The following is a 20,478-nucleotide window of genomic DNA, read 5'->3' as shown; positions in this document are numbered from 1 at the left end:
AGCAATTAATGGAAGATTGGAACACCTTCGGGGCTCTGCCCTCGGCTTCAGGAATCTCACCAACTACGTCGCCAGATCATTGCTGGAATCCGGAGGCTTCAGACCGAAACTACACTCTGGATTCTGACGAGCCCGTTTACTACAGCCTAGACACAGTTCCAAGGCATCCTCCACTTCGAGCAATCCCGGAAGCCAGGGTCGATCCCCGGCCGTAGGACGTTCCCCTTGCTGGCCCGGAATCGTTGTCCACGCGACTTTGAACATTCCGTGCAGTCGTTTTTGGAAAACGATTCGGGAAAAACTGCATCTTCCCACTGCCTGTAGCATCGAGCTATGCACAGCTCAATAGATCGCATCATCCGCGCCGACCGACCCATAGCGACCACCTTCGCGCTGATTGGGATCGGATTCTTGGTGAGCTTGCTGGTCGGGCTGGTGGTCGGGTTACTCGCCGATGACTTTCGGTCATCGTTCGGATGGACTGTAGCCGTCGGGATGATCGTGACGGCCGTCCTCAGCATCGTCTTGCTTGCCGTCGCGACCGCGCGCCGGTAGCAGTTCAAGGCCCTTCTGCTTAGCGCTAGATTCCACGCGCGTCGCGGCTGGCAGGCTGGCATCTGTATAACCGTCCCTCAAGTAGCGTCAGCGAGTAACAGGTGGGCTGTGCAGATGCCTTCTGACAGAGTGGCGTCTGATGAGACGTATCGCAGCCCCTGCCCCACTGGCGCAGTACAGGATGCACTTGGCTGGATCAGCCCACGGCGACGAGCGTCGCCCAGGCAACGTCAATCACACAAAACCCATCGCCAATCTCACGGTAGAAGACGTCTCCCGGATAGTGGCTCCCGGGCACTGCACCCTCGGGGAGCCCCTCCAGGTTAATGCTCCATTGCGGGTCGAGCGTCGCTTGGTCGTCCCAATACTCCGCGACAAACTTTTCCGGTTCGCCCGCGGAAAGCCCTAACCAATCGCTGGGCGCGCCGAGCTGCGCCACGGAATTCGTGCAGACAATGTCTGACGTTTCACCCGATGCCAAGTCGCCCACGAGCTTCTCTGTCGCTTGAATGACCTGGGCACCATCGCTCCCCCAGATCAGAGTGTCAACCGAGCATCCAGTCAGCAGAGCCGCGAGTGCTCCGGCTGAAAGTCCGCGAATCGCTCTCCGAATCGATGCCATCGGCCAAACCTATCCGATCTCTGCACCAACGGTCGAGGAGTGACCGGCCAATGTGCCACCGTCCCTATTTTGGCGTCGCACTTGTCCGTGTCAGGATCATTGTTGTGAACAACGTCTTTTTGACTGGGCTGCTGATATGCCAAAGTGACGGCGAGACTGCAATCGTTGCGGAGTTTCTACCTCGGCATCTTGAATTGACACGTGCTGAGCCAGGTTGCATTTCTTTCGAGGTGAGCCCCACTGGCGATCCACTGGTCTGGGATGTCGCCGAGTGTTTCCAGAACGCAGACTCCTTTGAGCTTCACCAAGCGCGGGTCAGGGCCAGCGAATGGGGACGCGCGAGGGCTGGTATCAAGCGCCGCTACTCAGTGTGGGGCCAGTAATGCGGGCGCGAACTCCGCCCCGCGCACACCAGTCCGTAGGCGGGGTTCTCCTTGCGGGGAACCCCGACCCTGACACGAATCAAACGGACTCACTGCACTTGGACCATTGTGCTGGCTTCACGGCTTTTCATCGTCCAACTTGGATGGGACTGGACAACGGCAGAGAGAAAACGGGCGACTTTGTAGGGTTCCTACACACGCAGAGGCAATTTCCTTTACTAGAATGAATCCAGAGAATGCCCTTTTGTGCGGTTCCCACTTAAGGGTCGCCCGCTTCCACACCAACGAGCCGGAGTATCAATGAGCCACGATCTTTCAACGACAGCAGGCAAAATTGCCGATTTCCGCGACCGGATGGCTCAATCGGAGAAGCCCTCGGGGGAAGCGGCCATTGAAAAGCAGCATGCCAAGGGCCGCAACACGGCCCGCGAGCGCATAGACCTGTTGCTTGACCCCGACTCCTTTGTGGAGTTTGACGCCCTCGCCGTGCACCGTTCCACCGCGTTTGGGATGGAAAGGAAGAAGCCGCTGGGCGACGGCGTCGTGTCCGGCTACGGCACTGTCGAGGGAAGGCTCGTGGCGGTCTACAGCCAGGACTTCAGCGTCTATGGCGGCTCCCTCAGCAAGGTCAACGGCGAAAAGATCGTCAAGGTCCAGGAATTTGCGCTGCGCAACGGCTGCCCCGTGGTGGGCATCAACGACGGCGGCGGAGCCCGCATCCAGGAAGGCGTGGCCTCGCTAGCCATGTTCGCGGACATTTTCCGCAACAACGTCCACGCCTCCGGTGTGATCCCGCAGATCTCCCTCATCATGGGCCCGTGTGCCGGCGGCGCCGCGTACTCCCCCGCCTTGACCGACTACGTGGTCATGGTGGACAAGACCAGCCACATGTTCATCACCGGTCCGGACGTCATCAAGACCGTCACCGGCGAGGACGTGGACATGGAGACCCTGGGCGGGGCGCGCCAGCACAACGCCAACACGGGAACCTCCACCTACCTGGCCGCGGATGAAGCGGACGCCATTGAGTTTGTGCGCGAACTTCTTGACTTCCTGCCCTCCAACAACCTGGCCGAGGCTCCCGTCGTCGACCATGAACAGGATATGGAGCTCGACGACGGCGACCTCGCCTTGGACACGCTGATCCCCGATTCCGCCAACCACCCGTACAACATGTCCACGCTGGTCGAACAGATCCTCGACGACGGGCACTTCCTGGAGATGCAGTCACTGTACGCACCCAACGTCATGATCGGCTACGGGCGCATCGAAGGCCACACGGTGGGCATTGTGGCCAACCAGCCCATGCAGTTTGCCGGCACCCTTGACATTGCGGCCTCCGAAAAGGCTGCCCGTTTTGTGCGCAATTGCGATGCCTTCAACATCCCGATCATCACCCTTGTTGACGTCCCCGGCTTCCTGCCCGGCAAGGACCAGGAATTCCAGGGCATCATCCGCCGCGGCGCCAAACTGCTGTACGCCTATGCCGAAGCCACCGTGCCCAAGCTGACCGTCATCACCCGCAAGGCCTACGGCGGAGCGTACATCGTCATGGGTTCGAAGAAGCTCGGCGCCGACCTGAACCTGGCCTGGCCCACGGCCCAGATCGGCGTCATGGGCGCACAAGGTGCCGTGAACATCCTGTACCGCCGCGACTTGGCCGCCGTCGAGGCCGACGGCGGCGACGTCGAGGCTCGCCGCACGGAGATTGTCCGCGACTACGAGGACGAGCTGCTGAATCCCTACCAGGCTGCAGAACTTGGCTACATCGACGCCGTCATCGCCCCGTCCGACACACGCCTCCAGCTCATCAAGGGCCTGCGCGCCCTCCGTGAAAAGCGAGCCAGCCTGCCCGCCAAGAAGCATGGGAACATCCCGCTGTGACAGCCCACGACTCGCCGGCTGACCGGCCATCGGAGCCGTTGCTCAACGTCACTCGGGGCAATCCAAGCGCTGAAGAGCTGGCCGCGGTCACCGCCGTCGTGCTGGCACTGCAGTCCGAGGCAAACAACGACGACTCCCCTGCGTCGAACCGGCATTGGGCGCGGCGGGCGCAGCTGAACCTGCCGCCCAAACCAGGTGCAGGTGCGTGGCGCCGTTCCTAACTCACTGGCTGCAGCAACCCGCCGGCCGCCACCCTAATCGGTGCTGGCGGCGGCGCGCTCACGCAGCAGGTGCACCATCGTGTCCACCGAGTTGGCGATCCTGTCCGCTGCATCAAGAATGGCCGGCCGCACCACGTCGGACTGCGGTGCAACGGCGGGCAGGCTGTTAGTCAGTTCCGTGTAGGAGTCGCGCATGTTGACGGACCCGCGGGCTGGAACCCCCGTCAGCACTGCCGCCTCGCACGCCGTGAGGGTGGTGGCGGCGTCGTTCACGAAGGGCTCCATCGGCACGAGGATCTGTTCAACAGAACCCTTGGCGGCCGAAACGGACAGCCGAGCCGCGTCAAGGACCATGGCGGCTTGGATGAACAGGTGGCTTTGGACCAGCAGACCCTCGCCGACGTATTGCGCGCTCCGGCCGGCCACCGGTTCGGCCTGGGTCCGTTCCAAGGACGCTTGCGCATTGGATCGGGCCAGCCGTGCGGCAATCCTGGCCTCGTCAATGCGGGCCTTGCCGGCCGCAGGATCCGCCACTGCCACCAAGTAGTGCCGGTAGGAACCCAGCAGCTCCGCGAGTCGCGCGGGAAGGTAGCTGCGCTCCCACGCCGGCCAGACAACAGTGGCGGCCACCACCAGCACACCGGCCAGGACGGTGTCCAGCAAGCGCGGCACCACCACGTCTCCCGCCGGAATGCCGGACAGATCCAGCAGCGCCACCAGATAAGCCGCCGTCCAGATGCTCATGAAGAAGGCGTTGGGCGCCCCGGAAATGCGGACCCCAAACACAAAGACGACGATCAAAAACACCAGCGCATACGGGTTGCCGCTGCCCACCAGGAAGGTGGCCGCGGTGCCAATGCCCAGCCCCACCAGGGTCCCGGCCAGCCGGGCGCTGGTGCGCAGCAAGGTGGCGGCAAAGTCCGGGCGCAACAGCAGCAGCACCATCAGCGAGATCCAATACCCGCGGGAGTTGTCCGGCAGCAGCCGGGCCAGCCCGTCCGTGGCGGTGACGAGCACGGCCAGCCGGACAGCGTGCCGAAAAATGGCTGATTCCGGCTGCAGATTGGCTCGCAGCGTGTCGAGGGGAGCCCGGACAGCCACCCGGATCCCACCCACGGTGATGGCCTCCTCCGTAATGCGGCCTTCCACCGCACCGGGCGTCACCATGCGCGCGCAGGCCCGCAGCTGCCCGGCCAAGGCCCGGGCGTGCAAAGAGGCAAACCTGCCGGTTGGAGAATCCGGGTGCTCCCCCATGACGTCCCGGATTCGTTCCGCTGCCACGGCGAGCGGTTCCAGCACGGAGTCGTCAAAAACCTTTCCCTTGCGCAGTGCTTCCGCAACAGCATCAAGGACCGGCCCGGCCTCCAGCAGCAAGGCGTGAACGGCCTCGGCCTGCGTGGTCCGTCCGACCCTTTCGAAGCGTTCAAGGCAGTAGGCCAGAGCGATGACTTCCAGCCGAATCCGCTCTGCTTCGTCCAGCAGGCCGCGGTAGGACTCCATGCTGGGTCCGTGGCTGTGGCCGTAACCGGTAATGGTGGCCCGCGCTGTGGTGAGCTTGGCACCGGCGCCCGGCGTCATCATTTGTGGGTGCGGTGAGCGCGTGCGTTGCGCCAAGGCCGCATAGACGGCTCCCAAGACGGCCCGCTCGGGCGCGTGCCGTCGCACCGGCCAACCGGCAATGGCCAGCAAGCTTTGCAGTAGTCCGGCGGCCAGCACCACGGCACCGATGCCCACCGCGCTGGAGGGCGGGAGCGCGAATCCGTTCAGAACAATGGCCACAGCCGTGCCGGCAATGCCGATCTGGGCCACCACAGGTCCAAACGCCATCAGCATGCCGCTGGTGAAGGCAAACACGGCTATCAACAGCAGCGAGAGCACTACGGACTGGGATGCCAATACCGACAAACCGCCGCCGATGCCCGCGGCCAGCGAGGTCATTCCCATACGGGAAAGCCGCACCCGGTAGCTGCCGGGCCTGTCCGAAAATGCGGCAAACATGGCCCCGACGGCACCAAAGATAGCAATGGGTATGCTCCCGATGGCCACCCCCACGACCAGCGGCACGGCGATCCCCAACGCATTGCGCGCCGCAATAATGGGATCGGACTGGGAAAAATCCAGCCGCAAGGACTTCTTGAACGTTGCGGAGACTGACGAGGCGGCTGACACGCTCCCCAGTATTGCAGCCATTGGACCCGCACGGTGTGCTGGACGCGAGTCGGTGGCCCGGGCTGAACAAACCGAGTTGGAACAAACTAGGCTCGACCCATGAGCCACGACACAACTCTCCCGTCCCGCCCCGCCAGCCCAGTCGACGCCGCCGCGAATGCGTACACGGAACGCCTCCTCGAACTTGATCCCGGCTTCGCCACGGAGTTGGGCCGGCCCGGACATGAGAGCGAGTACCGCGACTTCTCCCCCGCCGGGCTTGCCACAGCAGCCACCGCCGCCCGCCATGCACTGGCCGCGCTTGACCGCTTGGAGCCGGTGGACGCCGTGGACACCACCACGCTGCACGCCATGCGTGAAAGGCTCGGCCTGGACGTGGAACTCCACGAGACCGGCTGGCCGCTGGCGGAACTGAACAACATCGCCTCCCCATCCCAGGAAATTCGAGCCATCTTTGACCTGATGCCCACCGCCACCCCGACCCAGTGGGAACACATTGCCGCCCGGCTGGCCAACGTCCCGGCAGCCATTGACGGTTACATCGCTTCCTTGCGCGAGGGTGCCGGGCGCGGCCTTGTCGCGGCCAGGCGGCAGGTGTCAACGGTGATTGGGCAGTGCGAACGGCATGCTGCGCCCGACGGCTTCTTCCTCACCCTGGCTCGGGATGCCGCCCTGGATGTCCCCGCTCCGGACTCTTCAGCCGCAGATTCCCCTTCCGCGAACGACGCCGGACCCGCCCTCCCAGCCTCCCTCGCCACGGCGCTGCTCACCCATGCCGAGACGGCCCGCGCAAGTTACGGGACGCTTGTCGCGTTCCTGCGCGAGGAACTGCTGCCGCTGGCACCGGAGGCGGACGCCGTGGGCCGGGACCGCTACACACTGGCCTCGCGCACTTTCCTGGGCTCCGCCGTCGACCTTGCGGAAACCTATGCATGGGGTGTGGCCGAACTGGACCGGATCATTGCCGAGCAGCAGGCCGTGGCGCAACAGCTCAAACCCGGCGCAAGCATCGCCGAAGCCAAGGCGCTGCTCAATGCCGACCCCGCACGGCAGCTCCACGGCACGCAGGCGCTGACCCAGTGGATGCAGAAGCTCTCGGACACGGCCATGGCGGAGCTGGCAGGGGCGCAATTCGACATCCCGGAGATTATGCGCACCCTTGAATGCCGGATTGCCCCCACCCATGACGGCGGCGTTTACTACACCGGCCCGTCCGAGGACTTCACCCGCCCCGGGCGCATGTGGTGGTCCGTGCCCGAGGGCGAGGACTCGTTCAGCACCTGGGCGGAAACCACCACCGTCTACCACGAGGGCGTTCCCGGCCACCACTTGCAGGTGGGCACGGCAACGTACCAATCAGGGCTGCTCAACGACTGGCGACGCAATGTTTGCTGGGTGTCCGGCCATGGCGAGGGCTGGGCGCTCTATGCAGAGCGGCTCATGGACAGCCTGGGCTACCTCTCCGATCCCGGGGACAGGATGGGCATGCTTGACGGCCAACGCATGCGTGCGGCCCGCGTGGTGTTTGACATTGGCGTGCACCTGGGGCTGGAAATCCCGGCGCAGTGGATCGCCGTGACGGGCAGTCCGCAGGAAGGAGAACAAGAGACGGGAGCACAGCAGGCAGGAGCACAACAGACGTGGACGGCGGAGGCCGGCCTTGAGTTCCTCAAGGCCAACCTTGACCTCTCCCCCGGCCAGCTGAACTTTGAATTCAACAGGTATCTCGGCTGGCCGGGCCAGGCCCCGTCCTACAAAATCGGTCAACGGCTCTGGGAGGAGATCCGCGACGCCCGCGCCGCCCGCGACGGCGAGGAGTTTTCGTTGCGCGACTTCCACACCCAAGCGCTGAACCTCGGTTCGGTGGGACTGGACACGCTGAAGGCGGCACTGCTGGACTAATTGATCTGCAGCGCCGCGAGATGCCACATATGGTGTCCACATCCCGAGTATGGGCACCACATGTGGCATCTCGACAATGAAATGCGAGTGGGAGGCAGTTTCAGCGGCTATCCGAAGTCCCTGCGCGTGTTCAAGTGCCCCTGGAGCGAGCGACCCGCCAGATTCTGCGGATCCGGCCATCCTCCGAACTTGAGCATTCGCGCAATTTTAGTGACTACCGCCAATTCTCCTGTCCTGATGTCATCATTGTTGATCAGCACTTGGTGCCAGCCCAGCGATTTGGTCACGAAGTCCCGGTCGTGGTCCTTGGCCTGTTGCGCCGGGGTGAAATGATGCTTGCCATCGTATTCAATGCACGTCTTGTACTCCTCACAGGCCAAGTCCGGCCCCACTTTGCCGCAACCGGCAGCATCCCTGATCTCCACATTGTGCGCAAAACCGGGCAGTGCAGACCGTGCGATGATCAACCTCAGCATGGTCTCGCGAGGTGAGTCAGAGCCCACACGAACCAATTCCATTGCGGCCTGCAGCCTGCGCATCCCCCGTGCCCCGGCGTGCTGGGCGACATAGAGCTTCAACACGTCCAACTGGACCAATGGCCATTGTTGCCACCCAAATGACCTTTGGTGTTCGCAAACTATTTGATCACCTATGGCCACCAGTTCGTCGATGGTGAGCAGCGGTGCGATGTCCAACAGCGTTCTCTGCAAGGACGTGACCGGCACCCCGCCAATATGTACAACATCATGTGGCCCCAGGGACAGGACATGGCCTTTGACGTCTTTCCTTCTGGGCTGCCTTATGCCCGAGGGGGTGGCCACATCGAGGACAGCTAGTTGCTCAAGCCGTCGAGGCAGATAGAGCCCGTGCAAAGTTGCAGCGCTCAGATGGCTGACAACACCTGAAGACGTCACTGCGGCGTAGGCCCGGCAGCTTTCCAAGAGACTGAACGGTGCTTCCCGTGGCACGCGAATGCCTCGCGTCGGCGTCCAAAGATCACTGCGACGGGACCTGCCTCGAGAGATTCCGGCATGGCGGGCCTCAACCATGGTGAAGGGACGCATTGCGAGGTGGAGGGGCAGGGGTTTGAACTTGTCCATGAACCCATTAGCGCCGAGAACTGCCCTCCATGGATCCTCAGATGTCCCAAATGGTCAAAACTGTGGATAACGCGCGGCTTCTTCCTCGTGAAGAGCCGAGAAAAATCGCGAGGTGCCATATATGGCGTCCAACCCACCATCTTGAGCACCATACGTGGCATCTCGCGAACGGAGAAGGCCCCCGAGGTGCGTAACATTGAAAACTGCGATCCGTAACAGGGGGAAACACAAATTTCATACTGCTATTGTGCACCGCCTACCGTGGGGGCATGACTTCCACAGCGACCACTCCCAAAGCGTCGAAGCTGCCCCGCTGGGCCAGTTCCTTCGGCGTACAAATCATTGCCGGCCTTGTGCTGGGCCTCGTCCTGGGCTTGTTCGCCCGCCAGCTTGGCGGGGACTCCGAAACCGACCCCAACGGCCTTGTCACCATGCTGTCCACGATCGGCTCAAGCTACGTCTCCATCTTGAAGGCAGCCGTCGTGCCGTTGATCTTCACGGCCGTGGTCTCCTCGATTGCCAATCTGCGCGAAGTCACCAATGCTGCCCGCTTGGCGTGGAACACGCTCCTGTGGTTTGCCATCACGTCACTGATCGCCGTCAGCGTCGGCATCGTGCTGGGTCTGGTGTTCCAGCCCGGTGCAGGAACTGACCAGGCAACTCCGGCAGACTACTCCGGCAAGTCCGGTGACTGGTGGGCGTTCTTGGTTGGCCTGTTCCCCTCCAACTTCCTGGGACTGGGTGCCACCACCAAGGCTGCCGAGTCGGGCGCGTTGACCACCTCCGTCAGCTTCAATGTCCTGCAGATCCTTGTCATTGCCATTGTCATCGGCATTGCAGCCCTGAAGGTTGGCAAGGCCGCCGATCCGTTCCTGAAGCTCAACGGTTCCGCACTCGCCGTCATCCAGAAGGTGCTGTGGTGGATCATCCGGCTGGCCCCGATCGGCACCGTCGGACTGATCGGCAACGCCGTGGCCAGCTACGGCTGGAGCACCATCGGCTCGCTGGGCAAGTTCAGTATTGCCATCTACGTTGGCCTGGCCATCATCTTGTTCGTTGTCTACCCCGTACTCATCAAGAGCCACGGCCTGTCCATCAAGGCGTACTTCTCCGGCGTATGGCCGGCCGTCCAACTGGGCTTCGTATCCCGCTCCTCCATCGGCACGCTGCCGCTGACCCAGCGCGTGACCGAACGCAACCTGGGCGTGCCGCGCGCCTACGCATCCTTCGCCGTGCCGCTGGGCGCCACCACCAAGATGGACGGCTGCGCCGCGATCTACCCGGCCGTTGCCGCCATCTTCGTGGCACAGTTCTTCGGCATCCAGCTTGACCTGGGCCAGTACCTGCTCATCGTCCTGGTCTCCGTTCTGGGATCGGCCGCCACGGCAGGCACCACCGGCGCCGTCGTGATGCTCACCCTGACCCTGTCAACGCTGGGACTGCCGCTGGCCGGCGTCGGACTTCTGCTGGCCGTTGACCCGATCCTTGACATGGGCCGCACCGCTGTCAACGTGGCTGGCCAGGCACTGGTGCCCACCATTGTCGCCAAGCGCCAAGGCATCCTGAATGAGAAGCTGTACAACGCACCGCGCAACGGCAATCCTTTCGCCGACGACAGCGACGAGATCAACGACGCCGGCGACGCGGCGGCCCTGGCGGAGGTGCCTGCCAGCAGCGGCGAGGACATCGACCAAAAGCGCGAAACAGTCAACGCCTAGCTGCCTGCCCGGGCACGCTGGAAGTTCTTGACGCTCCCGCCAGGGCTGCGATCCGACGGATCACAGCCCTGGCGGGAGTTTGTGTTGAGGCGGGCGCCGCAGGATCTCGTGGAGAGGCTGCGATGGCCCACCTCGAGCGTGTCAGCGGTCTGCTTGCTTCAGCGCCTCGGGCCGAGCACCGGACGTCCGTCGAGACCGCCAGGACCAAGCGACGCCGGAAATGGTTGCCAGCAGTGCCAACTCCACCACGCTCCCCGCAATGTAGTAGAGCCAGCTCTCGCCGATCATCGTGGCCACGATTGAGCCGGCATAGAAGACACTGACGGTGAGGTTGAGGACCTGATTGACCCGGGCAGGGACGAGCAGTGATGCTGCGACCATGAGGCTCGGGATCAGAATGTAGGCCGTTGTGAGAACCAGGAACGTCTGATCAATGCCCAATCCCGTCCCCGGAACCGAACCGGAGAGCGCGCCATCAATGGCGTCTGCGCGCCAGAAAGTGAAAATGTCTACATAGGCGAAGATGAAGAGGACGCTGGTCCACAGGCCGCTGAGCACAATCCTGCGGTCGACTCCTGTCTCACGTGGGCTGGTTCTGGCGATGGCGTTCATGACTATTCCTCCATGCGTTGTGGTGCCGGTTCCGTACTTCAGTTTGGCTCCGTCCCGGCCGTGGGCACACCGTCTTTGCGGACCGAGAAGACCTGGCCGATCGGCCGGGTCGACGGCGGCCCTTGGGCTCTTCAGCTTGCCGTTCCGGCCCTCTATGCTGAGGGCATGTGGACAGCTTCCAGGTTGTTGTGGGCCGAGCCGGCCGTGAAGCACTCGCCCCGTGCGATCCGCCGCGACCACGTGGTCGCCGCGGTGGTACTGGCCTCGGCGGCGGTGGAGGCGTTCCTCCGTCCTGACGTATCGTGGCGCATGGCCGCTCTAGCTCTGGGCTTTGCCGTTGCGGTGGCCGTGTGGATACGGCGCAAGCAGCCCTTGGCGGCCGTGGTCGTGTCCTTCGGCGCCCTTCTCTTGGCTGATCTCATGGCTGCAGTTCTTGCAGCGGACCCGGTGGTGCTCTGGACCGCGGCGACCGTGCTGCTCATGGTCTACTCGCTGTTGCGCTGGGCCCCGGCACGCGACATCGCCATTGGGGCCGGGCTCGTGGCGCTGGAGTACGCCGTCGCGGTTGGAACCGACGGCAGCGGACTTGAGGAGGCGGGTGGCGGGGCTGCCGTGCTGCTGTTGGCCGCCGCCCTGGGGTTGGCGGCTCGCTACCGTGCCATGGCGGGTGCGCAGCTGGTGGAGCGGGTGAAGCTGCAGGAGCGTGAACAGTTCGCCAGGGAGTTGCACGACACGGTGGCCCACCACGTGTCCGCCATCGCCATCCAAGCTCAGGCCGGGCTGGTGCTGGCCCACTCCGCCGCACCCGGCGACGCCGCACAAGCACTGAAAAGCATCGATGGCGAGGCAGCCCTGGCCCTAGCCGAGATGAGGATGATGGTAGGCGGCCTGCGTGCTCCCGGCGGCGCTGCCCTCCCCATTGCCGGGCACACCTTGGCTGACATCGAGAACCTGGCAGGGACGGGCACTGACCGGCTGCGGGTCCACGTGGCATTGCGGGGTGATCTCACCGGGCTGGGACCTGCACTGCAGTCCTCCCTGTATCGAATAGCTCAGGAGTCGGTCACCAACGCCCGCCGACACGCTCGAGGGGCAACGAAGATCGCCGTCGCCGTCACTGGCAAGACCACCGAGGTGGAGCTGAGCGTCGAGGACGACGGCGGTGGCGGGCTCACGTCCGGCCCGCCCGGATTCGGACTGACGGGGATGGCTGAACGGGCCCGAATGCTGGGCGGAGAACTCACCGCCGGTCCGGACAGCGGCGGTGGCTGGCACGTGCGCGTCGTCCTCCCGCGTGATCGGATCCGGCGGCCATGATCCGCGTGCTCATCGCCGACGACCAGAGCATTGTCCGCACCGGGCTGGCGACGATTCTGGGCAGCCAAGCCGACTTCGAGGTTGTTGGACAAGCTTCCGATGGCCGTGAAGCGCTCGCCCTGGCTCGCCGGCTGCGGCCCGACGTGTGCTTGTTCGACATCCGGATGCCGATTCTGGACGGCATTGAGGCCGCCCGCATGCTTGGGGGCCCGGATGTCGATGACCCGATCGCCGTCGTGCTTATTACCACTTTCGACACAGACGAGTACATCCACGGAGCACTCAAAGCCGGGGTGCGGGGGTTCCTGCTCAAGGGTGCCACAACCGTGCAGCTGGTTCAGGCGATCCACGCTGCCGTCAACGGGGATGCGTTCATCGACCCCGGAGTCACCGCCCGTCTGCTTGCTCGCTTTGCCCGCTCCGGCGCGATGAAAGTGGCTGAGCCTGCCGACCCCCTCACCCGCCGGGAGGAGGCGGTGCTCCTGACCGTCGCGCGGGGGCTGTCAAACGCCGAGATCGGCGACGCCCTCCACATCAGCATGAGCACCGTCAAGTTCCATTTGTCGGCCCTGATGACCAAGCTCGCAGTCCGCAACCGCGTGGAACTAGCCATCTGGGCCTACGAGTCAGGGCGCGTGGAATGAACTGCCGAGGCGCGCCGCCCCTGTCCCGGCACCTGCCCCGTCTGCGCCCCTGTAGGATCCCAAGCTGCCTGTCACCAACGAATCGCTCTGACATGCGACGATGCGCAGGCCAAGACCACCGTGATTCTCAATTTCGTGACATTTTCCTACGTTCAGCCCATGTCTGGCGACCACGAAAGGCTACAACTCGCGTCCGGTATGTAGGCAGCACGTTTCCATGACTCAGCGGGTCATGGGAAGCTGATCTTGTGATTGAGCGGAAAGTGAATTTCGAACGCCTCCGAGGGATGCGCTGTGGAAGTTGTAGCTATGAGTGGAAAACCAACGACAAATGGTTAGATCGCTTCAATCAGGGAGAAGAGACGTGCCCAAGCTGTGGCACAGACTGCCAAGTTGAGGAGCGTCCCAATTTCTGGGCCGCACAGGACGACCCCTCCTACGACGATACGAACGTGCAGGCCACGTACTGGTACCACACCTCTACACACTCAAGCTGGCCTGACCCAAACTTCGACCCCATCGCCCGCCTATCCGACGAAACTAGGCAAAAATACCAGCACATCGGCACAGATGGCCGGGCACTGGAACGCTGGGCTCAACGTCAGACGAGCAAAGCATTGCACTTAGGTACATACGAGTCAGCCATCGGGAACATGCTTAGGCGGATGAAAGACCAAGACATTTCGGAAGACCAATTCTATTTGTATCGAGTGCAGCTACGCCCCGACGCTGCCATTGAACCTGGCGTACACAAGGAACCTACCAACTGGGTCGGTGACGTCCAATTGGTCGAATGATGCTCCCCTAGCATCGACATTTTCCGCTACGTGAACACCCATGAGGACCCTTCAAGTATTTCAATCGCAGTTAACCTCAAAGCCATCCATGCAGTACAGCGGATCCCGGTTCCACTGACAACTGAACCGGCAGATCCGTGGGTGCACACTGCAGCGGCACGATTGCTTGAAGCAGCACGGCTGCCTACGCCGCTACCAAAATCAGCCATCGAACGCCTAATGCGCAATAGGCCCTCCGCACTATCGGCAAGAAGCACACCAACTGGAAACCGATATTGCCAACACAATTCCTCTGGGGCTACGTCGTAGGCTTCATGCCCACTTTGACAAAGCCACCCTGACCTCAAACCCGCGTACCTATCCCGCCAAACTAAAGGATTTGGCCCAGCACATCAGAAATCCGACAGATGCTCTCCAATTACTCAATTCCAAAGCCTGGCGAACACTCTGAACAGGACTTTCTCAGGCGGTTGCTTCCAGAGCATCGACTTCGACACGGATCCATACGGCCGCAAGGGGTCCTCAGATTTGGGATCGACAAAGAGCATCGGTTTGGCCAGCGGAAGATCCGGGGCGGTGAGGCGCGGAAGAACTGGAGTGTAAGACACGGAACTTCCTTTCGGGGCCGGAGGCCCGGCGGATCCCCGGCACACCCGATGTGTGTGGACGCAGGAAAAACACTCCCCGGCCCGTTGGCTGACAAGGGTTTTCGGGAACTTTCGATGATGGCCCGGAGGGTCTTGTCCGTTCCTAAGCGGAGAGCTTTAAGGAAGCAAGACGGTTGAGGGAGACGTTCTGTTCGGCGGCCTCTTCCGCCAGACGGCGGTGGGCCTGCGGGGGGATTCGGACCACGAATTTGCCGGAGTAGTTGCGCTCGGACAGCGGTTCGGGAACGGGCTCACCATTGGCTTCCAAGTCGGCCACGACGTCGGCAGCCAGCTTCCGGATACCGGAGAAGGCTACTCCTGAGTCATCTTCGAGCCATGACAGGGACGGCAGCTCCAAGACGGTACCGACGAACTCCTGGTCTTCAACCGACCAGTTTACTCGGTAGCTGTAGTGCTCTGCGATATTCACTGCTCCCCCTCCTCGGAATCCTTTTCATCAGATTCCGCCTCTTCGGCCTTCATTGCCTCGATTTTCCTGACCGCTTCGAGGACTTGTTTCACCTGATACGGCTTGGCTTCGCCGTTCTTGTTCTGGATATTCACCCGTGGATCGCCGCCCCACGGGGTTGCGTAGACCCTGTGGGATGTTCCGCTTTGTCTTGGTTCGCCGAAGTACTCGTCGCAAACCCGGACAACGTCTTCGTACCGGACGGAGGTCGGATTCTGGCGCATCTTGGCCAAAGCCTTCTCCGCTTTCCCCATACGATAATAGTACCATTAGTGGTATCAAGTGGGTCAAGAAGGAGGCGAAACTGTCCGCTGACCTGGGTCCGGGAGTGCTGACTAACCCCCTGGTCGGTTCCTGCTCTCTTTGGCCATCCTTCACCATGCCCCTACGTGTCAGGCTGGAGCGGTACCAACGGCATAAAAGCAATTCCATCTATTCGCGTGGGGTGACCTTCAGCTCCATGTAGGCAAGGAGCTGATTCATCGCGCCGATCGCTTCCAGTGCGTCAGACTGTTCGACTCTTGTTTCACCCTCATGGACGGCGATATTGCGCTTCGCCTGAAGGGCGTCTCCGGCCGTCAGAACATCCTGGGGTGCCCCAGCGAGACGGTGCTTCAGGTCCACACCACGCCCGCCGCAGGCCATCTCTACCGCGAGACGTGCGGAGAGCACGGCCTCGCGGTAATGGCCTCTATCGAAATGTTTTACAGCCGTACGTGAGTGCGCCGCGGCTGCAGAATCCTCCTCCAGAACGCGGAACGCATCCCGGTACGCGGTATCCGGTAACGGACCGAGCAGGCAGGTGAGCTGGGCATCGCCTTCGAAGAGGAGCACGTCATGCGAGTCCACGGCAGTCCCGCCAGAGACCAGCACGTAGTCGTGGTACCCGTCCTTCTCATAGAGGTTCGGCATGAACTTGGACGCGGCCGTGATGCGCGGGCTAGCAAGGAAATCGGTCAAGTGGTCCTTAGTCTTGACGTACATCTCGACCTTGCGGCCGGTAATCTTCTCCCGGAGCCGGAGTCCGAGACTCTCATTCTCGCCGGGGCACTCCTCGATATAGCACCATACGGAGAGGGGCGGAGAGATTTTACGTGCGGACAAGATATTGACCTTCACGGAGAACTCTTCATCGAGGCACACCCCATAATCTCTTGCGCGTTCTGAGTGAAGATTGGTGCGACGATGGCGACGTGCTCCTCGCGGTTCCGAGGCTGGATGAGCCCGCCGCCGTGGGCATAGCAGTCCTGCAGCAGGTGCGACATCGGTGCGAGCTGCTGAAATATCTGTTGGTCAGAAAGGACCCGCACCGTCCGTCGGGTCAACTTCTCACGAAGGCGGAGGTCATACATCCCGTCAGGGTGCTCGAAGCGCTCCACGTAACACTTGATCATGCCGGAGCTCTGCGAGCTCATACCTTCGTCCTCTCGCTCATATTCAACCGACCACTTCAGCCATTGGCGGTTCGACGCCTTCAGAACCAATATCTTGGCAGGTGTAGAAAAATCCGATCAGTGGGAGATGAATCGATCCGTCTACCAACTAGCCATCCGAAAACCATCCCTTCCCAAAGATGCCCGATGGCACCCCCGGAGATCAGTCTGTTATCGTTCCCGGCTGGCAATCCCCCAGTGGGCCGTACCGCAGAGGATCTCCCTTGTAGAACGCCCAGATCATCGGCCCCAGGGGGCTTAGTTCTGACTACGACTACAACCAGACAAAGGACTGGTGCTATGAAATTGGGAAAAGTGACATGCTGGTGTCACGAAATTGGGAGAAGTGTCAAACAATTTGGGATCCTAAAGCCCCCGTCTGCGCACCTGCCTTGTCGGCGCCAGGAGCGAAACATCAGTTTGCACTAAGTGCAAACTTGCACTTAGTGTAGAGATGTGAACACAACGCCGCCACCCGTCTCCCGCCGCGAGCTGAACAAAGCAGCCACCAGGGAGAGCATCGCCACTGCCGCCCTGGATTTTCTGCGCAATCGCGACTTCAACGCTTTCACTGTCGACGACGTAGCCGCCGCCGCAGGGGTATCCCGGCGCACCTTCTTCAACTACTTCTCCTCGGTGGAAGCCGCCGTGGCCAGCTTCACGCAAAACTACTTGGACCAGGTCATTGTGCAACTCGTTGCCCGACCGGTCGATGAACCCTTGCTTGAATCGGCCCAAGCCGCACTTTCAGCCGGGGGCAACGCCCGCGACCTGGCCATCCTGGCCGAAACCTTCACCCTTACCCAAGACCCCCAGTTGGATCGCTTCCAGCTCCAGGCTTGGGAGGAATGTAGCCTAAAAATCACCGATTTGGCCAGGCAGCGCCTCCCGTCGGGAACCGATGAACTGTACCTCCACGCCCTGGTGGGTGCCGTCGTCGGCAGTTGCAAGGGCGCCTTCCAAGTCTGGTTCCAGAAACACGGAACCAACATCACCGAAGAATCACTGGCCGATCTGCGGGACCTGCTGGCCAGCACCCTCGGCTTGATCCGCAACGGCTTCCACAGCTAAAACCCCGGCGCCTGCTTGAGCGGGCCACCACAAAGAATGGAATGATCATGGCGCTTTGGCTTTATCGACTCGGAAGGCTCGCGGCACGCCGCGCGTGGCTTGTAATTGCCGCCTGGGCCGTCATCATGGGCATGGTGGGCGGCGCTGCCGTCTTGTTCATGGGACCGATGTCCAACAACTTCGAGATTCCCGGCACCGAAACCCAGCAGATGGCGGACAAGCTGCAGGCCGAGCTGCCCGAGGCCTCCGGAGGCACGGGATCGGTGGTGTTCACAAGCACCAATGGCGAACCGCTGACAGCGGCCCAAGAAAAGGACATCACGGCCGCCTTGGAAACAGTGACCGCCGTGCCCAGTGTCAAGGGCGTCATTGACCCGTTCGCGGTGACTGCGGCCAAGGCAGACGGAGATGCCAAACTTGCCGATGGGGCCAAGCAACTTGCCGCCGGCGAAGCCGAAGCCGCTTCCAAAAAGCCTGCTCTGGATGCCGCAGCCAAGGAACTGGCCGCAGCTAAAACCCAACTGGACGACGGCGAAGCGCAGCTGCAGGCCGGACAGGCCCAGCTGGACGCGCAAAAGTCCCAGATCGCCGGGCTGCCGGCAGGTTCGCCGCAGGCCGAGGCCGCAGCCGCACAACTTGCGGGGGCCCAGGGGCAGCTTGACGCACAGAAAGCTGCGTTTGCCCAGAAGAAGGCGCAATGGCAGGCCGGACAGGACCAGTACGAAGCAGGCCTGGCCAAGTTCAAGGACGGGGAAGCCACCCTCGCTGCCAAAAAGGCTGAACTTGCCACCGGACAACGCAGTGCAGACGCTGCGGCAGGGATCGTGTTCGTCTCCGAGAACGGCAAGGCTGCCATCGGGCAGATTCAGTTCACCGAGTCCATGAACGCCGTCACCCCGGCCAACCGCCAGCTGGTCCAGGACAAGCTGAACACCTTGGAATCCAACGGTGTGACGGTCTCCTACAGCAAGGAGATCGTCGAGGACGTCTCCGAGCTGTTCGGCATCTCGGAAGTGCTGGGCATCGCCGTTGCAGCCGCCGTGCTGTTGATCATGCTGGGCACTTTTGTGGCCGCCGGCCTGCCGCTGCTGATGGCCGTGGTGGGCGTCGGCATCGGTGTGGGCGGCACCATGGCCCTCACAACTGTCATTGAAATGTCCTCCATCTCCCCCATGCTGGCGTTGATGCTGGGACTGGCGGTGGGAATCGACTACTCCCTGTTCATCGTCAACAGGCACCGCCAGCAGCTGCTGGCGGGCATGGAAACGCGCGTGTCCATCGCCAAGGCCACCGGCACCTCAGGCAATGCCGTCACCTTTGCCGGCCTCACTGTTGTCATTGCCCTGGCGGCGCTCTCGGTGACGGGGTTGCCGTTCCTGGCCATCCTCGGCCTGGCCGCAGCGGCAACGGTCGCCGTCTCGGTGCTGATTGCCCTGACCCTGACCCCGGCCCTGCTGTCCTTGATCGGCACCCGGATCATCTCCAAGAAAGCTTGGCGGAAGAACACCGCCGCCACGGCCAAGCACGAGGCCACCCTCGTGGGCATGAGCGACTCCGAGAAGACAGCAGCGGATGAGGCGGCAGACATTGCCCGCAGCGCCCGCGGCTGGGGCGGTCTTGTCACCAAGCACCCCGTCATTTCCCTTGTCGGCGCCGTGGTGGCACTGGCTGTCATCGCCATCCCGGCCGCAGGACTGCGTCTGGCACTGCCCGACGGCGGCTCCGAACCTGTCGATTCCAGCGCCTACCAGGCGTACTCCATCACCGGCAAGAACTTTGGTGAAGGCATGAACGGGCCCATCATTGTGGTGGGATCACTGCCGGCCGGATTGGACAAGGCCGGCGCAACGGCGCTTAACCTGGATGTGGCCGACGAGCTGCGCGGTGTCGAGAACGTCAAGGCCGCCATTCCCGTCACAGTCAGCGGGGATCTGCGCACCGCCATCTACCAGGTCATCCCCACCGAGGGCCCTGCCAGCGAAAGCACTGTCCAGGTGATCCACGACCTGCGGACCGAGGGCTCCACCATCGAAGCCAAGTACGACGTCGCCATCGGCTTGACGGGGCAGACCGCGGCCAACGTCGATGTCTCGGAAAAGCTGGGAGCGGCGCTGCCGCCCTACCTGGCCATCGTCGTCGGACTTTCACTGATCCTGCTGATTCTGGTGTTCCGCTCCATCCTGGTGCCGCTGCTGGCCACTGCCGGCTTCCTACTCTCGCTGGTTGCGGCCTTTGGCGGCGTGGTGGCCGTGTACCAGTGGGGCTGGCTGGGAGGCATTTTTGATGTTGCCAATCCCGGAGCCGTGCTGAGCTTCCTGCCGATCATCTTGATTGGCGTGTTGTTTGGCCTGGCCATGGACTACCAGGTGTTCATCGCCTCCGGCATGCGCGAGGCGTACGCCCACGGGCAGGATGCGAAGCAAGCGGTGCGCACCGGGTTCAAGCACGCAGCACCGGTGGTCACGGCGGCTGCGATCATTATGATCAGCGTGTTCTCCGGCTTCATCTTCAGCCACCTGACCATGGTGCGCCCGCTGGGCTTCGCGCTGGCGTTCGGCGTGCTCATTGACGCGTTCGTGGTGCGCATGACGATTGTCCCGGCCGCCATGCACCTGCTGGGCAAGTCCGCCTGGTGGCTGCCGAAATGGCTGGACAAGTTCCTGCCCGATGTCGACGTTGAAGGCGCCAAGCTGGCCACGCTGAACGTGGAAGACGACGCCTCCTCGCTGAGCGGGGAACCCGAACCGGCACGCTAGCCGGCAACCCCGGCAACCACCTGAGGGCGGGCGGCGCTTCGGCGCTGCCCGCCCTTTTGGTGCCACCACTGGCCGCTTCTCCCCCGCGACCTCGCCTCGCTCCCTTCCGCGCCGCGCCATCCACCACCGCCCTCGCCCCGTCCGCGCTCCCACCCGCCCTCACCCGGCGCGTCCTCCC

General features: G+C 62.7%; 18 protein-coding genes. 10 read left to right on the top strand and 8 right to left on the bottom strand.

Translation table 11 applies throughout. From position 1 onward, the window contains the following. Nucleotides 1-333 precede the first annotated feature (333 nt). Nucleotides 334-555, top strand: a complete 222-nt coding sequence (locus QMG25_RS12665) for a hypothetical protein (RefSeq protein ID WP_283460720.1) — start codon at nucleotides 334-336, stop codon at nucleotides 553-555. 196 nt (nucleotides 556-751) lie between these two features. On the opposite strand, the gene QMG25_RS12660 is transcribed toward QMG25_RS12665, so the two are convergent. Further along, nucleotides 752-1,177, bottom strand: a complete 426-nt coding sequence (locus tag QMG25_RS12660) for a hypothetical protein (RefSeq protein WP_283460718.1) — start codon at nucleotides 1,175-1,177, stop codon at nucleotides 752-754. Between QMG25_RS12660 and QMG25_RS20445 the strand changes: the two genes are divergently transcribed. The 3 genes from QMG25_RS20445 to QMG25_RS12650 all read left to right on the top strand — a co-directional run bounded on the left by QMG25_RS20445 (nucleotide 1,171) and on the right by QMG25_RS12650 (nucleotide 3,665). Beyond that, complete coding sequence (locus tag QMG25_RS20445; protein ID WP_349307138.1) at nucleotides 1,171-1,560, top strand: putative quinol monooxygenase; 390 nt, start codon at nucleotides 1,171-1,173, stop codon at nucleotides 1,558-1,560. The genes QMG25_RS12660 and QMG25_RS20445 overlap by 7 nt on opposite strands. A 300-nt stretch (nucleotides 1,561-1,860) precedes the next feature. After that, on the top strand, nucleotides 1,861-3,444 hold the full coding sequence (locus QMG25_RS12655) for an acyl-CoA carboxylase subunit beta (protein WP_283460715.1): 1,584 nt from the start codon (nucleotides 1,861-1,863) through the stop codon (nucleotides 3,442-3,444). Beyond that, nucleotides 3,441-3,665 (top strand): acyl-CoA carboxylase subunit epsilon, encoded by a 225-nt coding sequence (locus QMG25_RS12650; RefSeq protein ID WP_283460714.1) that lies wholly within the window; start codon nucleotides 3,441-3,443, stop codon nucleotides 3,663-3,665. The genes QMG25_RS12655 and QMG25_RS12650 overlap by 4 nt, the downstream gene beginning before the upstream one ends. Nucleotides 3,666-3,698: 33 nt before the next feature. Here the strand turns inward: QMG25_RS12650 and QMG25_RS12645 are convergent, their stop codons facing one another. Further along, the gene (locus QMG25_RS12645; RefSeq protein ID WP_283460712.1) at nucleotides 3,699-5,834 is read right to left on the bottom strand and encodes an FUSC family protein; all 2,136 of its coding nucleotides are present in this window, start codon (nucleotides 5,832-5,834) and stop codon (nucleotides 3,699-3,701) included. Between the two features lie 99 nt (nucleotides 5,835-5,933). On the opposite strand from QMG25_RS12645, the gene QMG25_RS12640 reads away from it, so the two are divergent. Continuing rightward, on the top strand, nucleotides 5,934-7,736 hold the full coding sequence (locus QMG25_RS12640) for a DUF885 domain-containing protein (RefSeq protein WP_283460710.1): 1,803 nt from the start codon (nucleotides 5,934-5,936) through the stop codon (nucleotides 7,734-7,736). Nucleotides 7,737-7,843: 107 nt separating this feature from the next. Here QMG25_RS12640 and QMG25_RS12635 read toward each other — a convergent pair whose 3' ends face one another. After that, entirely contained in the window at nucleotides 7,844-8,836 is a 993-nt protein-coding gene (locus QMG25_RS12635) for a DUF559 domain-containing protein (RefSeq protein ID WP_283460708.1), read from the bottom strand. Between the two features lie 269 nt (nucleotides 8,837-9,105). On the opposite strand from QMG25_RS12635, the gene QMG25_RS12630 reads away from it, so the two are divergent. Further along, nucleotides 9,106-10,554, top strand: a complete 1,449-nt coding sequence (locus QMG25_RS12630; RefSeq protein WP_283460706.1) for a dicarboxylate/amino acid:cation symporter — start codon at nucleotides 9,106-9,108, stop codon at nucleotides 10,552-10,554. Between the two features lie 141 nt (nucleotides 10,555-10,695). Here QMG25_RS12630 and QMG25_RS12625 read toward each other — a convergent pair whose 3' ends face one another. Further along, a complete protein-coding gene (locus QMG25_RS12625) occupies nucleotides 10,696-11,166 on the bottom strand; it encodes a DUF6326 family protein (protein WP_283460704.1) in 471 nt (156 codons plus the stop codon). A 165-nt stretch (nucleotides 11,167-11,331) separates the two neighbouring features. Here QMG25_RS12625 and QMG25_RS12620 point away from each other — a divergent pair, with 165 nt between their 5' ends. Then, entirely contained in the window at nucleotides 11,332-12,483 is a 1,152-nt protein-coding gene (locus tag QMG25_RS12620; protein ID WP_283460703.1) for a sensor histidine kinase, read from the top strand. Beyond that, nucleotides 12,480-13,127 carry a response regulator transcription factor gene (locus tag QMG25_RS12615; protein WP_283460701.1) on the top strand — a complete coding sequence of 216 codons (648 nt, stop codon included), beginning with the start codon at nucleotides 12,480-12,482 and terminating at the stop codon, nucleotides 13,125-13,127. Before QMG25_RS12620 ends, QMG25_RS12615 begins: the two co-directional genes overlap by 4 nt. Before the next feature lie 1,547 nt (nucleotides 13,128-14,674). On the opposite strand, the gene QMG25_RS12610 is transcribed toward QMG25_RS12615, so the two are convergent. The 4 genes from QMG25_RS12610 to QMG25_RS12595 form a co-directional block, all read right to left on the bottom strand. Then, entirely contained in the window at nucleotides 14,675-15,001 is a 327-nt protein-coding gene (locus tag QMG25_RS12610) for a type II toxin-antitoxin system HicB family antitoxin (protein ID WP_283460699.1), read from the bottom strand. Then, complete coding sequence (locus tag QMG25_RS12605) at nucleotides 14,998-15,294, bottom strand: toxin HicA (protein WP_283460697.1); 297 nt, start codon at nucleotides 15,292-15,294, stop codon at nucleotides 14,998-15,000. The genes QMG25_RS12610 and QMG25_RS12605 overlap by 4 nt, the downstream gene beginning before the upstream one ends. Nucleotides 15,295-15,472: 178 nt before the next feature. Beyond that, entirely contained in the window at nucleotides 15,473-16,159 is a 687-nt protein-coding gene (locus QMG25_RS12600; RefSeq protein ID WP_283460695.1) for a hypothetical protein, read from the bottom strand. Then, entirely contained in the window at nucleotides 16,156-16,455 is a 300-nt protein-coding gene (locus QMG25_RS12595; protein WP_283460694.1) for a hypothetical protein, read from the bottom strand. Before QMG25_RS12595 ends, QMG25_RS12600 begins: the two co-directional genes overlap by 4 nt. A gap of 474 nt (nucleotides 16,456-16,929) precedes the next feature. Between QMG25_RS12595 and QMG25_RS12590 the strand changes: the two genes are divergently transcribed. Next, nucleotides 16,930-17,544: a TetR/AcrR family transcriptional regulator gene (locus QMG25_RS12590; RefSeq protein WP_283460692.1), complete on the top strand. Its 615-nt coding sequence runs from the start codon at nucleotides 16,930-16,932 to the stop codon at nucleotides 17,542-17,544. Nucleotides 17,545-17,591: 47 nt separating this feature from the next. Next, nucleotides 17,592-20,300 carry an MMPL family transporter gene (locus QMG25_RS12585; RefSeq protein ID WP_283460690.1) on the top strand — a complete coding sequence of 903 codons (2,709 nt, stop codon included), beginning with the start codon at nucleotides 17,592-17,594 and terminating at the stop codon, nucleotides 20,298-20,300. The last annotated feature ends 178 nt before the right edge of the window (nucleotides 20,301-20,478 follow it).

Source organism: Arthrobacter sp. H35-D1 (genome assembly GCF_030063185.1).
In the GTDB taxonomy this organism is placed as follows: domain Bacteria; phylum Actinomycetota; class Actinomycetes; order Actinomycetales; family Micrococcaceae; genus Specibacter.
The sequence above is the reverse complement of the archived record's forward strand: the minus strand, read 5'-3'. Positions and strand labels throughout refer to the sequence as shown.